The sequence below is a fragment of the Sphingobacterium sp. HJSM2_6 genome (assembly GCF_049316305.1).
Classification (GTDB): Bacteria; Bacteroidota; Bacteroidia; order Sphingobacteriales; family Sphingobacteriaceae; genus Sphingobacterium.
In genome coordinates, this window is record NZ_JBMOXB010000002.1 from 1 (window position 1) to 14980 (window position 14980).

At 36.3% G+C, this 14980-nt stretch carries 9 protein-coding genes and 2 tRNA genes; all 11 read left to right on the forward strand.

The features are described from left to right. The 11 genes from ACFRAE_RS02555 to ACFRAE_RS02605 all read left to right on the forward strand — a co-directional run bounded on the left by ACFRAE_RS02555 (position 1) and on the right by ACFRAE_RS02605 (position 14450). Positions 1-71, forward strand: a tRNA-Met gene (locus tag ACFRAE_RS02555). 48 nt (positions 72-119) lie between these two features. Continuing rightward, positions 120-192, forward strand: a tRNA-Met gene (locus ACFRAE_RS02560). 491 nt (positions 193-683) lie between these two features. Continuing rightward, a complete protein-coding gene (locus ACFRAE_RS02565) occupies positions 684-1325 on the forward strand; it encodes a LuxR C-terminal-related transcriptional regulator (protein ID WP_422795552.1) in 642 nt (213 codons plus the stop codon). 10 nt (positions 1326-1335) lie between these two features. Beyond that, positions 1336-4233 carry a hypothetical protein gene (locus tag ACFRAE_RS02570; protein ID WP_422795553.1) on the forward strand — a complete coding sequence of 966 codons (2898 nt, stop codon included), beginning with the start codon at positions 1336-1338 and terminating at the stop codon, positions 4231-4233. Positions 4234-4359: 126 nt separating this feature from the next. Next, positions 4360-4893 (forward strand): hypothetical protein, encoded by a 534-nt coding sequence (locus ACFRAE_RS02575; protein ID WP_422795554.1) that lies wholly within the window; start codon positions 4360-4362, stop codon positions 4891-4893. 85 nt (positions 4894-4978) lie between these two features. Beyond that, positions 4979-5803, forward strand: coding sequence for a hypothetical protein (locus tag ACFRAE_RS02580; RefSeq protein WP_422795555.1), 825 nt, complete (start codon positions 4979-4981; stop codon positions 5801-5803). Further along, on the forward strand, positions 5790-7166 hold the full coding sequence (locus ACFRAE_RS02585) for a hypothetical protein (RefSeq protein WP_422795556.1): 1377 nt from the start codon (positions 5790-5792) through the stop codon (positions 7164-7166). The genes ACFRAE_RS02580 and ACFRAE_RS02585 overlap by 14 nt, the downstream gene beginning before the upstream one ends. Before the next feature lie 232 nt (positions 7167-7398). Continuing rightward, positions 7399-8388, forward strand: a complete 990-nt coding sequence (locus ACFRAE_RS02590; RefSeq protein WP_422795557.1) for an efflux RND transporter periplasmic adaptor subunit — start codon at positions 7399-7401, stop codon at positions 8386-8388. A gap of 7 nt (positions 8389-8395) precedes the next feature. Further along, entirely contained in the window at positions 8396-11473 is a 3078-nt protein-coding gene (locus tag ACFRAE_RS02595) for an efflux RND transporter permease subunit (protein ID WP_422795558.1), read from the forward strand. Between the two features lie 3 nt (positions 11474-11476). Further along, a complete protein-coding gene (locus tag ACFRAE_RS02600; RefSeq protein WP_422795559.1) occupies positions 11477-12778 on the forward strand; it encodes a TolC family protein in 1302 nt (433 codons plus the stop codon). A gap of 265 nt (positions 12779-13043) precedes the next feature. After that, entirely contained in the window at positions 13044-14450 is a 1407-nt protein-coding gene (locus ACFRAE_RS02605) for a Gfo/Idh/MocA family protein (RefSeq protein ID WP_422795560.1), read from the forward strand. The last annotated feature ends 530 nt before the right edge of the window (positions 14451-14980 follow it).

Sequence of the window (14980 nt, forward strand, 5' to 3'; positions counted from 1 at the left end):
CGGGGTGGAGCAGTTGGTAGCTCGTCGGGCTCATAACCCGAAGGTCATCAGTTCGAGTCTGATCCCCGCTACTACAAAGGTTAAACGCGAGGTTTAACCTAAAAATATTTAAAATACATTGCGGGGTGGAGCAGTTGGTAGCTCGTCGGGCTCATAACCCGAAGGTCATCAGTTCGAGTCTGATCCCCGCTACTACAAGGTTTCTATGGTAAAACATGGGAACCTTTTTTTTGTGCCTATAGGTAGACCAGGCTTTAGCAAATTGCAGCATACACAAAGCTTAATCTAACATGCAATCCTTAACTAGAATGTATTTTAAAGGTTCCTATACGGTTCGTTTCCCTCCTTCTGATCACATTCCCTGAGGAATTCAAAATGGATACCCTTCCTAAGGCAGGGAGGTCGTGCTACTATTAAATCTCTTGGCAATCGAATAACAGCTTATATAGCATTCCTGTCCTAACTGTCTTCGCAGGAAAGACGGATAAAAAGCTTAAAAAAGATAATATTTACAATCAATATGTAAAAATTTTAGATAATAAACATTTATTTTCTTAAAAATTTCCTAAAAAAAAATATATTTCCTAAATTATAAAACTTCTGCTACAATCTGTTTTTTCACTTAACTTTTGATAAAAGCATTTGCTTTTATTTGTTGACTGTGTTTTATTGATATGTTAAAGGTGGTTAGAAATAGGCCAATAATAAATGTTGGGATAATAGATGCCGATACTGTTTTTAGGGAGAAAGTGGGATTAAAATTATCTTCTTTTGATCGTCCTAGGTACCAGTTGGTATATAATAGAAAAATTTTAGATCGCAATCCTAGATTAGCTTTTAATGCTAAAGAATTGGATGTGATGATTCTAGGACTGATTAGTAGCGAGGCAAACATTACCCTGCGATTAGAAGAAATTAAATTCCAATTTCCAAATGCTGTACTCATTATTGTATCAGAAAGTTACGATATGAGTTTTGTGAAGATGTGTATAGAATATGGCGCATTAGCTTATCTATTAAAAGGATATGATTATCAATATTTGAATTGTGTCATTTTAGAAGTTTTAGCTGGGGGCTCATTTATTAGTCCATTGTTAGCTAGAAAAGTGTTTTTAGGATTACAGCATCGGGAGAAAGCATTGAAATCATTAACTCGTAGAGAGATGGATGTGGTACAAGGTCTATTGGATGGTTTGAGCTATAAACTAATAGCCGATGATTATAATATTTCCTTAGATACTGTTCGGGAGCATATAAAAAAAATATATAAAAAGCTTAAGATCAACAGTAAAGGGGAATTGCTTGCGAAATTAAACTTTTTATAGATTATATGTTATGTATCCCTTTTTTACTTTTGCCGTATATACGCGAAATCAAACGCTTATATTATTTTTTCCTAGAAACTGGACTTTTCTATTTCCATTCATTATCTTTTTTCTCTCTGCAAATGCCGGAATTTGTCAAGAAACCAAGCGATTGATTAGTTTTGAGAACTATAAAATCCCTATTCAGGTATCCAAAACCTTTACAAACACAGTAATAATTCATAATCCCCATTCCAGTGATTTGAATCTATTTTTGAAAACCAATTTCAAACATGTCGAATATATTGGTCTTCCTGATTCTGTGCATATTAAAGCAGGGCAAACCAAATTATTTCATCTTAAATTTTTTGCCAACAAAGAGAGTATACAGCAATCCAATCAGGCTTTTGTAGTACAAGCCTATCAAGCTCATGATTTATTAGAAGAGAATACATTTGAAACCGTATTAAAAGATGAAGGTGAATTATATATCCAAACCATAGACCGTGAGATCTATTGGAAGGAGAATAATCATCCACTACCATTTCAAATCAGTATCTATAATGCGGGTATTATTCCGATAGCGTATAAATTAAGGGCAAAAGGATTGCCTGCAGGAATTGAATTATATGAACATGCGGGTATCGATACCATTCATGCCATGGGTCAACAAGTTTTTGATGTTCTTTTAAGTTCCCATAAACCGATCAAGGAATATCTTGATCACTGGTTTGAAATCGAATTATTAAATCCGAATGGGGAGGTTTTGACTTCTAAAAACTTTCGTTTATTAACGATTAGTCATCGAAAAAATCTTTATGCGAATGGATATTCAAATCTTAATCAACAAACCGCCCATCAAAGTCGACTCTATTTTTTATCGAATGATTCTAGGAATTCAACCCTATTATCAACATCGGGAATACTTACTTTTCATAATCATTGGAAAGGAAATTATGAAATCAATTACAACAATACATTCAATGATCAAGAAGGCTTATTGTACAATAGTTATGTCAATATTGCTAACCAATATTGGGATTTTAGAGTTGGAAGTTTATACGAAGATTTAAATTTCAATGTGAATGGGAAAGGAATAAAAGGAAGCTATATAAAAAACAAGAAGCGTATTTCTGCCTATGTATTGGATAGCGATATGGTATTATTTGGAGAGAATGCACACCTGAGTCCAAAAGGGTATACAACAGCCATAGAGTATCTGGATGGAGAAGGTATCAAGGTAAAAACTCGGCTTATCGGGTTATTTAATCAGAACCAAAAATCCGATTTAAATAGTACAATGGTTTATTGGAAACAAGGCCTGCTCGAGAGTGGTAAACATCAATTATCTACTGAAGTTTCTGCAAGTCAGGAAGCTACAGCTTACGACATGGAAAACAGGAGTCATTTAGGTTATCTTCTATCAGGAAAATACCAATACTTCACGGACAAATGGCAGATTAATTCGCAGACTATATGGAGCTCTCCTTATTACGTTGGCCTCAATAGGGGATTAACAGCAATGGATCATGCTGTTGATCGAACGCTATCTGAGCGTCTTCTTTTTCGAGGGAGAATAAATAGTTCAAACACAAGAATAGAACAATCCGGAAGAGTATTAGGCGATTATGTTGATTTAATTAAGAATTTTTCTCAAGATACGTATCAAGTAGGTGTGCAATGGGGCTTAAACCCACAATGGACCTTTGGTATTGATCCATATTATTATCAACAATCTATGCGCAGTAGGTCTTCGGTAAATGCCGATGAATTTTGGGGTTCTGAGGCTTGGCGATTGAAGTTTAATATCCATCATAAAAACAGATTTTTATTTGCTAACATACTTATCGACCAGGGATATGCTGAAGTAGAAAGATATCAATACCCTAGAAAAAGTTTTTATTCCACTAAGATTACAAGTTCAATCCGTCGAAATAACTTTAGCTTAAATGCCTATTACCAATACAATCCATATTATATCACGGATGCCTTAGTTCCGCAGTTGAAAGAAAATTACAGCCTGTTTTCGGTGGAGCCTAGATATAATTTTTCTGCTTTTCAAGGGAAACTAGAAGCTTATGCTTCTTTTCTATACTTCTATTATGGCAATACAGAAAGTCAAAATTATGTACTTAATGGTCAAGCAAAATGGGCATTAGGGAAGCAATGGGAGCTATCCACCGATGTTTACTTAGGGATTAATCAATTGCAAAGAATCTTGCAATACAATCCACAACAAGGAGTAAATACCGATCCTAAAGTAATTAACGTTCGAGATCCAGATTTACTCGCCTCAAGGCAGATCAGAATAGGTATCAGCAAGTACTATGGTTCTAGAGCAGATAAAACAACAGCCAAAATCAAATTAATCTATTACCACGATATCAATAATAATGGGAGGCATGAACCAATTGAAATGTTCGTGCCAGACATTCAAGTAAGTATTAAAGATCTTTCAGCCATCAGTAATCAAAAAGGGGTAGTTGAATTTACAGGATTAAAGGAGCAAAACTACATTCCATTAATCAAGCATCATTGGGGTTGGGTTGTTTCCAAAAAATTCACTCAAACGGCTATTTATTTACTGAAAGATATAACCCTTGAAGTACCCTTAATAAAATTAGAAAGATTAAAAGGAGCTATCCGTATCAAATCTGAAAAATACAAAACGACAGTAGTTAATTTAGCCGGTATTCGAGTTTATTTAGAAGATAACAAAGGGGAGCTCTATGAAACGAGTACCAATATACTTGGGGAATTCAATATTTTCCTTCCAGCAGATGAATATAAAATTCAGCTTTTACCGGCGTCCATTCCGATTCAAATTATGAATAATAATCAACGTATCCAAATTCATGCAAATAAAGAAAACTTAGTTTATTTTGAAGGCTTAAATGCTGCACGTCAGGTAGATCTACAAAAATTTTGAGCTACAAATTTTAAATATTTAGGCAAATATCACATCAAGATGTGATTGCATTTTTATTAACCATTACGATATCTGGCGTAGATTTGTAAAACTTTTTTTATAAACATTTTAATAGTAATCAAAAAAATGAAAAAATTATTTATTTCCGTATTGGTTTTGGTATTTACCAGTATTGTATTTCTTGGTCAAGTACAAGCTCAATCGCGCAATGTGACCGTGAATTTATTTTTAGATGATGTATTAAGTAGTGGGGGTGAAGGTGATGGTGGAACAGCAACTGGGGCAAACGAAGTAAACTTTGAATTCCTTACAGAAGCGGATTATAGGTTGACTAAATCTCAAGTAATTAGTGATCAATTAAGGGTATTAAGCACTCAAAATTACGATATCACTGTAAAAGCATTGAATCCTAATTTCATTTCACCAGTGAGTACATTGCCATTATCCATCTTAAAATTATCAACCTCTCCTGGAGGTGAGAATACCTATGGTACGGCTATTTCTCCTACCACAACTGAACAAACTATATTTACCAATGGAGTGCCAACACTTGCGCAAAGCTTCGATATCAAATACGAAATTGAACCTAATATTGCATTAATTGAAGCCGCTAAAGAATTATATTCCGTTGAATTGACTTTTACGTTTGTCGCACAATAATATAACATGCTAGTGGTTGATTTCATAGATTCCACTAGCATTTTTTTTATTTTAGAACGATACAAATACAGCCTACCAGTGTGCTATGTTGAATAAATATTCCTGTTATAAAATCCCCATTCTACTTGTAATTTTTTTAGGACTTTGCCATTTTACCAGTAATGGTCAAGATATTTCTATTTCTCCAGTTGTGATGAGATTAAGTGGTAAACCTGGAGAAATTATTAATCGCGTGATTTACATCTCCAATACGGGAAAATCTACCTATGAATTTCAGGTAAACATGAAGGATTGGAAAAGAGATTCCTTAGGGAATAAACTATATTCAGATCCTGGAACTTTGTTGCATTCGAATGCGAATTGGGTTTCATTTCCCGAAACAGACTTTAAACTATTACCTGCCGAAAAGAAAGAATTTCCCATTTATATTCAAATTCCTGAGAAAATAGATCCTAGTATGTCAACGAATAGCATGTTGTTTATTACACAGATCAATCCATTTGAAAAGTCCACGAATCACAAAGCCTTAGGGATAAAAGTAAGTTATGAATTTGGAGTACAGCTGCTTTATTCCCCAGAAAAAGCAGATGTCGGGACTATACTTTATAAAAATTTGGAACATGTTATAGATTCTGTAACGAAGACCTCGCTTGTGAAAATTTCCATTCAGAATACGGGAACAGTTCATAAAAATGGAGTAATAAACGTAGAGTTGACCAATAAGCAAACTGGAGAGGAGATAAAACTGGATCCCCTGAGTTTCGCCATCTTGCCTTTGGATTTCCAATACATCTATTTTAAAATACCTACAGCCTTAGCAACTGGGGAGTATTTGTTAATAGCACTTTTGGATGCAGGAAAAGATACTGAATTAAAAGTTGCTGAAAAAAATATTCATGTTGAAGATTAAATTAGGTTTTTTTTTATTTTTTTTAAATTCCCTTCGAGTTCTTTACGCGCAAGATGTCGTATTTACACTGAATGGAAGTACCATTCAGAATAATGAACAAACTAAAATATCTACGGGTAATGAAATCAATATTCTCCTTGGCTTTCTAAGTGGTGGAGCTGTACGAGCAAATCAAAATTTTTTTATTAAAAATAATCAAAACAGTTTTTATCCTATTTCCAATGTTACGAGTACCGTAGAGTATGCCAATCAAGTCTACAATTGGTTTAATTTATCGAATACGGATCAAGTCATTGTCGGATACAATGCAGTCACCGGAGCAAATTTTAATGGTTATTTCAATATGCATTTTCGACTAAATAGAATTAGAAATTATGCTTGGTTAGCAGGAACCTATACTGCAGATTTATATTTTCGTTTAGTAAGTATCAATATATTTTCTTACATCCGACCGGATTATAAAAAACTTCAAATTAATGTTCCCGGCTTCATAGATCCCTATATTACCTATAATCAATACCATTTCACCATCGATCGATTAGATTATTTTCGCCAAGGATTTGAAAGCCAGCTAATCAATAATATCTCTGCCGTACATTCTTTACCTTTTAATTTTTTTCAAAAGGCAGCCAATAATCAATTTTCTTATACCAAAAATAGTACAACGGTAAATAATTCCGGCAGTCCTATTTCAGCCCTTCAGGTCAAGAATACACAACCCAATAATTCAAATTATATTCGGATGAATACAGCTTACCAACAATTAGGCTCTAGGCTTGTACCCGTTGGGAACTTAACCGAATATCAACAGCGATTCTTTATTTCTGCAGAAGACCTAAAACGATACTTCTTAAATTCAGGAACCTATTCAAATACCTTGCAATATCGACTTACAAGTACCAATCTGGACTATCCTTTGACCAAAGATTTTCCGATCAATCTAAGTATTGATGTTCCAGATCTTTCCGAAATGTTGGTTAAGGAGGGACAAGTGGATTTAAGTTTTGATGATCGAATCGATTATCAACAAGGAGTTTCAAAGGAAATTAAAGGTCATTTGACCATAAGTAAAACCTCCGGTTTTCAAGTTTCTGTAAGAGCAAACAGCCCCTATTTTCAAATGGGTACATCTAGAATCCCAGTCAATATATTAAGTATTGGTCCAGCTCAGGGAGAGCAAAAGGTATTGCCTATTAACGCGGTTTCTACCACAAATCAAACCCTTATTAACTCGAGTCAAGCGGTGATAGATCAGCAATACGATATCAAATATAGCATTGCGCTAAAACATGTGCCTACGTTTATAGGCTCCACAAAAGGGACCTATAGCACCACCCTTATTTATACCTTAACGGCTCAATAAAGCCCTTTTTTTCTTCTAAATTTTTCCTGCTTTTTCATAATATATTTGGGCATACCTGTGTATAATAACATTATTACATAAAAACCATTGATATTTTTTATAAATTTCAATTTATTATACACATACTATCTACTTTTGAACTAGTGAAACAAATTATTTCATGAAAAAGAAATCCCTCCTTATTTTATTATTTTCTATAGCCATTCTTGCCAGTGTAGTTAGCTATCGTATTATGAAAAACAAAGAAACCAAAGATAAGCAGCAAGCGCCTACAGGAGCTCGGACTGCGGCAAAGGTTTTTGGTCGCGTTATTCAAGGGCAAGAGTTTTCAGATTATTTATCCTTATCGGGATCTATTGAAGCAGATGAACAAATCGAGTTACATACCGAAATCTCCGGAATTGTAGAATCCATTAATTTTAATGAAGGGGGAAGAGTAGGACAAGGACAGGTATTAATTACAATAAATGATGCGGAGTTGCAAGCCCAACTTGCTCAAGCCAATACACGAGCAGTCTTAGCTGGTGAAAATGAACGTAGGGCTAAACTATTATTGGAGAAAGAAGCCATCAGCCAAGAGGAATATGATATCGCCAGTGCAGATTTTCGGACTGCCCAAGCTCAGATTCAACTCATCAAAGCACAATTAAGTAAAACTGTAGTTCGTGCTCCATTTTCAGGAACGATAGGTTTACGTAATATATCCAAAGGAAGTTACGTTTCACCAACGATTAATATTGCCCAATTAGTCAATACGAATCGACTTAAAGTTTCCTTTAGTATACCAGAGAAATATGCAAATAAAGTAAGTACCAACGGCCAAATTAAATTTTCCGTTCAGGGGGTAAGTGAGGAATTTACCGCCAAAATATATGCAACCGAGCCTGCGGTAGAAGCCAATACCAGAACACTTCTAGTAAAAGCTATCACGAATAACCCTTCCAATAAACTAATTCCAGGAACTTTCGCCAATATTACTTTTCCTTTAGAGACCTTAGAAAATGGATTATTAGTACCCGCCGAGGCACTTATACCTATCCAGAATGGAAAGAAACTATTTGTCATGAAAAATGGTAAAGCGACAGAAGTGTTAGTAGAAACCGGAGCAAGAACGGATGCCGATGTGTTAATCACTTCGGGGATTCAAGCTGGAGATACGGTATTGACATCTGGGGTTATGTCTCTTCGCAATGGTTCACCTGTTCAAGTCACCTTAAGATAGTTGTACCATGAGTTTATCTACCTTAAGTATTAAACGACCCGTACTTACCATCGTGATGAACCTGATGATTATCCTTTTTGGAATCATTGGTTACACGTTTTTAGGTATTCGCGAATTTCCTTCCATCGATCCCGCGCAAATCTCGGTGCGTACCAACTATGCAGGTGCCAATGCCGATATTATCGAATCCCAAATTACTGAACCCTTAGAAAAAGCCATTAATTCCATCGATGGTATACGGAATATTTCCTCTTCCAGTAATCAAGGTTCTAGTAATATCAATATTGAATTTAACCTCGGTAAAAATTTAGAAGAAGCTGCAAATGACGTTCGGGATAAAGTTTCCCAAGCCCAACGAAGTTTGCCTCAAGATATTGATGCTCCGCCGGTAGTTTCGAAAGCCGATGCAGACTCGGAGCCTATTATTACGATGACGATTCAGAGTACCACGAAAAATGTGTTGGAACTTTCGGATTATGCTGAAAATGTCATTGCCCAACGGCTTCAAACCATTCCTGGAGTAAGTTCCGTACAAATATGGGGGCAAAAGAAATTTGCAATGCGGTTATGGATTGACCCGATAAAATTAGCCTCTTATGGTTTGACTGTACTGGATGTAAGAACAGCGCTTACCACACAAAATGTGGAATTGCCATCCGGAAAATTGACAGGGCAAAACACTGAATTGGCTATTAAAACCATTGGAAATTTAGCTTCTGAAGAAGAATTTAACAATATTATTATTCGTTCGGATAACAATCGAATCATTCGCTTTAGTGATGTGGGGAAGGCTGCTTTAGAAGCAGAAAATTTTGAAACTAAAATGTCTGATTCTGGATTTCCCATGGTCAGTTTAGCGATTATCCCTCAACCAGGAACAAATTATTTAGATATTGCCGAACAATTTTACAAGGAATACGATCGATTAGAAAATGACTTGCCCGAAGGTTTTGAGCTCAATATTGCGATTGACAATACCTTATTTGTAAAAAAGGCAGTATTAGAGGTGGTCGAGACCTTAATTATAGCCATTATTTTGGTGGTTTTAATTATCTATCTATTCTTTAGAAACTGGTCTATTGCCTTCCGTCCATTGATTGATATACCGGTATCGTTGATCGCTACATTTTTCATCATGTATTTATGTGGTTTCTCTATCAATGTCCTGACATTGTTGGCCATAGTTTTAGCAACTGGACTGGTGGTCGATGATGGTATTGTCGTCACGGAGAATATCTTTAAGAAGGTAGAAGAGGGGATGAGTCCCATTCAAGCCGCGATTAAAGGTTCCAATGAGATCTTTTTTGCCGTAATTTCTATCTCCATTACATTGGCTGCCGTATTCTTACCGGTTATATTCTTAGAAGGATTTGTGGGGAGGCTCTTTCGAGAGTTTGGAGTCGTCATCGGCGCCGCGGTATTAATATCAGCTTTTGTGTCCCTGACTTTAACACCTATGTTAAATGCCTATTTGATGAAGTCTGGTGAACAGAAGCATTCCAAGTTCTACCTCAAAACAGAAAAATATTTTGAGCTGATGAACAAGGAATATGCGGACGCATTAAAAGGATTCTTAAAATTTAAATGGTTGAGTTTTGCGACAGTTCTTGCTTGTTTTGGCATGATCTATTTGTTTTTTCAATTGCTACCCAAAGAAACAGCACCCTATGAAGATCGCAGCTATTTGAGTTTAAGAGCAACCGCGCCTGAAGGTGTTTCTTACGATTATATGGACCGGTTTATGACGGAATTAACGATGTTGATAAACGATTCGGTTCCAGAGAAGAAAGTAAGCTTAGTGATTACCTCACCAGGTTTCGGTTCAGCCTCTTCGAATAGTGGGATGGTCAGATTGGGATTAGTCCAGCCAAATGAACGGGAGAGATCCCAAGGGGAGATTTCAGACGATCTTTCAAGGTGGACTAGGCAGTTTTCTGAAGCTCGAGTAGCGGTATCTCAGCAACCTACAATTTCGGTGAACCGAAGAGGGGGATTGCCGATTCAATACATTATTCAAGCCCCTAATTTCCAAAAATTGGAAGAGAAAATCCCGGAATTTATGGAAGAGTTGGCGAAAGACCCTACCTTTTCCATTACCGATGTCAATTTGAAATTTAACAAACCAGAGGTTTATGTTACTATAGATCGGGAGAAGGCACAATCCCTAGGGGTGTCCGTATTGGATGTAGCACAAACCCTCCAAATGTCGCTTTCAGGACAACGATTTGGGTATTTTATGATGAATGGGAAACAATATCAAGTGATGGGCCAGTTTGATCGGAAAGATCGGGCTACCCCAATGGACTTAGCTTCTATTTATGCTAAGAATTCAAGGGGTGAACTCATTCAATTGGATAATATTGTAACCTTAGAGGAACGTAGTAGCCCACCACAACTCTATCATAATAACCGATATATGTCGGCTACAGTTTCAGCTGGTTTGGCACCAGGGAAGAGCATGGGCGACGGTATTGAAGCCATGGAAGCCATCAAAGAGCGGGTATTGGATGAAACCTTTACGACTGATTTGGGTGGTGAATCCCGAGATTTCGTAGAGAGTGGATCTAACACGATGTTTGCTTTCGGGCTAGCGGTATTATTAATTTTCTTAATTCTTGCTGCTCAATTTGAAAGCTTTATCGATCCGATAATTATCATTATTACGGTTCCTATGGCTGTAGCGGGAGCTTTATTCTCTTTGTGGTTATTTGGGCAAAGCTGGAATATTTTTAGCCAAATTGGAACCATCATGCTGATTGGATTAGTCACGAAGAATGGAATTTTGATTGTAGAATTTGCAAATCAATTACGTGAACAAGGCATGAATAAGTATGATGCGGTCGTAAATGCTTCGGAAGCCCGATTGCGTCCGATCTTAATGACTTCCTTAGCCATTGCTTTAGGAGCTTTACCTATTGCTTTATCCTTAGGAGCAGCATCTACGAGTAGAATAGGTATGGGGGTAGTCATTGTCGGCGGGACCATGTTTGCCCTTGTTTTGACTCTTTTTGTTATTCCAGCGTTTTATTTAATGATGTCAAGAAAGAAAAATCTTCATCCTGAATTGGAAGAAATTGAAGAATAATATATGAAGAAGTTTATGTTAATGGTGTTTTCTATAGCACCTATATGGATGGTACATGCGCAGGGATTATTAACCGCAAAAGAAGCTGTAGAAATAGCTCTAGAAAATAATTTTGAAATCAAATTATCGCAGAACGATTTAAAGATCGCGGTAGAAAATGTGACTTATGGAAATGCGGGAATGCTACCTACAGTCACTGGAAATTTTACCCAAAGTAATAGTGTTCAAAACTCCAAACAAACGCAAGCCAGTGGGGAACAACGTTCCTTAAAAAATGCTAAAAACAACAGTTTAAGTGTGGGGGCAAGTATTGGTTGGACTGTTTTTGATGGATTTGGCATGTTTGCACGTTATGATCAATTGAAGGAACTGCAAAAACAAGGCGAGTTTGAATTAAAAAGAACCGTGCTAGCGAAAGTTTCTGATGTGATATCCACTTATTATACGATTGTAGAACAACAAAATTTATTGCTTGCCATCGATTCCAGCATTAACATTTCCAAGGAACGACTCAAAACTGCCGAGAATAGGTTTACGATTGGAAAGGCTTCAAAATTGGAAGTGTTGAATGTTCAGGTTAATTTGAATGAGGATGAATCCAATAGATTAAGGCAAACCGATGTCGTAAAAAACCTTAAAATTACTTTAAATAGCTTAATGGCTAGGGAATTAAGTTTAGAGTTTGATGTGGAGAGTGAAGTGGAATACGATGATACCTTAGTTTTTGAAGATTTACTCTCAAAAGCCAAGGAATTTAATCCGGATATTCAATTGATCGCCATCAATCGACGACTTGCTGATTTAGAAATAAAACGTATAAAGGCAAATCGATATCCCGTAGTTCGTGTGAATACAGGGTATAATATTTCAGAATCGGAATCCAGTTTAGGTTTCGTTTCCAGTTCAAATGCGAGGGGTTTAAATTATGGAGTGACTGCATCCATTAATATTTTTGATGGGTTTAATCAACGCCGGAATGAACGAAATGCCAAAACATTATTGGAAAGTGCAGATTTAATGATGGAGCAACAAGACTTAATCATTAAAACAGGTATTTCTACCGCATTCCAAACGTATCAAACCAATTTATCCTTGGCCAGATTGGAACGCAACAATGCAGATATTGCAAGGCAAAATTTAAGCATTACTTTAGAGAAATATAAAATTGGAAGTATTAGTGCTGTTGAATTTAGAGATGCACAGGAGAACTTTATTAATGCGATTTCTAGATTTAATTCTTCGCGTTTACAGGCTAAATTATCCGAATTGCAATTGAAAGAAATTATTGGAAATATAGATTTATAACCTGATTCGAGCAGATATCATACAAAAAGCAATCGGTTGTGTAATTTGGGCAAACGTTTGCATGTTTAAAATGTTTTATTATTAGCGAAATTCGTTTTATACTTGTATTAGAGGTTTGATAATCAAGCTTCTCAACCAAATTATACCGTTCATTAATTTGATATTTATTTAAGCTTTGACTGTTTAGTTTGTTTTAAAATAGGTGATTTATAGGGGGACTTAGTCCCCCTTAATTTTGTAAATTAGTTTCATTATAATATATACTATGAATAATTCACGTAGAGATTTTTTGAAGAAGGCTTCTTTGTTATCTAGTGTAGCAATTACGTTGCCGACTTTGCAAAATGAAGCATTTGGGGCTTCACAATTCAATATGGCTGGCTTCGCCGCTCCAAAAATTGAAAAAGTGAAAGTGGCGATAATTGGATTAGGAATGCGTGGCCCGGGTGCTGTGGACCGTATTTCTTATATAGAAGGTGCAGAGATCGTAGCATTATGTGATAAACATGCAGATCGAGTGACTAAAGCTCAGCAAATTCTTTCTAAAAAGGGTTTGAAAGAAGCGAAGTCTTATTCTGGTGAAGATGGTTGGAAAGCCATGTTGAAAAACGAAGAATTAGACTTAGTATATATTTGTACCCCTTGGGAATACCATGCACCAATGGCTATTGAGGCAATGAAATCTGGAGCTCATGCCGCTACAGAGGTTCCAATCGGACTTAGTGTTTCCGAGATTTGGGAGGTTGTTAAAACTTCAGAAGCAACAAAGAAACACTGTATGATGTTGGAAAACTGTTGTTATGACTTCTTTGAAATGTTGACCTTAAATATGGTTCGCCAAGGTTTATTTGGAGAACTTGTGCATGCTGAAGGAGCTTATATCCATGATTTGTTAAGCCTTAATTTTGATAAAAAAGGGTATGAAAACATGTGGAGACTTCGTGAAAACATTAAGCTAAATGGTAACCTTTACCCTACACATGGGATTGGACCAATTGCACAGTGTTTAAATATTAATGCTGGCGATCGCATGACCCATTTGGTAGCGATGCAATCCAATGATTTTATGATGGCTGATAAAGCCCGTGAACTAGCTGCATCTGATGCTTTCTTCCAAGAATTCGTAGGACAGAAATACCGCGGTAATATGGACACTACCTTGATCAAAACGGAGAAAGGAAAGACCATGATGATTCAACACGATGTGACATCTCCTAGACCTTATTCTCGTTTGCATTTATTGAGTGGAACCAAAGGCTTTGCACAAAAATATCCAAAAGAAGGTATCGCATTTGGTCATAACTTTGTGAAAGAGGATGAATTGAAAAATTTATATACTAAATATACACCGGAGTTGGTGAAATTCATCGGTGAGCAAGCCAAAGAAGTTGGTGGTCACGGTGGTATGGACTTCATGATGGATTGGAGAATGATCGATTGTTTACGTAATGGCTTGCCATTGGATCAATCTGTTTATGATGGAGCTTCCTGGAGTGCGGTTATTCCTTTAAGTGTTCAGTCTGTTGCTAAAAATAGCAGAACGGTTGATTTCCCTGACTTTACTCGTGGAAACTGGAAAACCAACAAACCATTTGATTTAACTTTAAATGGCGGTGGAAATACGAAAATCCGCCCAAAAGCAGGAAGTAAAAACCTGCAACTAGATGTATAATAAAATTTGATAAACATATAGGCTGAAGGGCTATCTCCTTGTGAGATAGTCCTTTTTTTATACCCTTCATTTTTAAACTTTACGGTCTTTTCCAAACCTAGCCACCCATTCATTTCGCTATTGAACCAATATGCGGTAAAAGGATTATTGAGGTGACGTTGAAACTCCCTAATGGAAGTGATTTTAATCCCTAACTATATTTTTATTACACTCGTTCCTTAAGGTTTTTATGGATTTACGTATTCCCTGTTTTGATGATCGCATCTTTTGTTCTTTTTCGGATCTCCATCGGATCTTCATCGGAAATCTATTGGATCTTCCTTGGGAATTTCCGAACCAGATGCGAGTGATGTCCCCAAGAATTGCCGGAGAAAGCGGTAGGGAATAGATCATTTATCGCAAGGATTATTTGTTGAAAACAGGTTTGTATAGGAGCTATTGGTAAAATTTTCATGACCTAAACCAAATCCAGGAATTATAGGTTTTCCTTATTTTAGGAATTGTTATTTTAGCACTTCATAAACCAATTA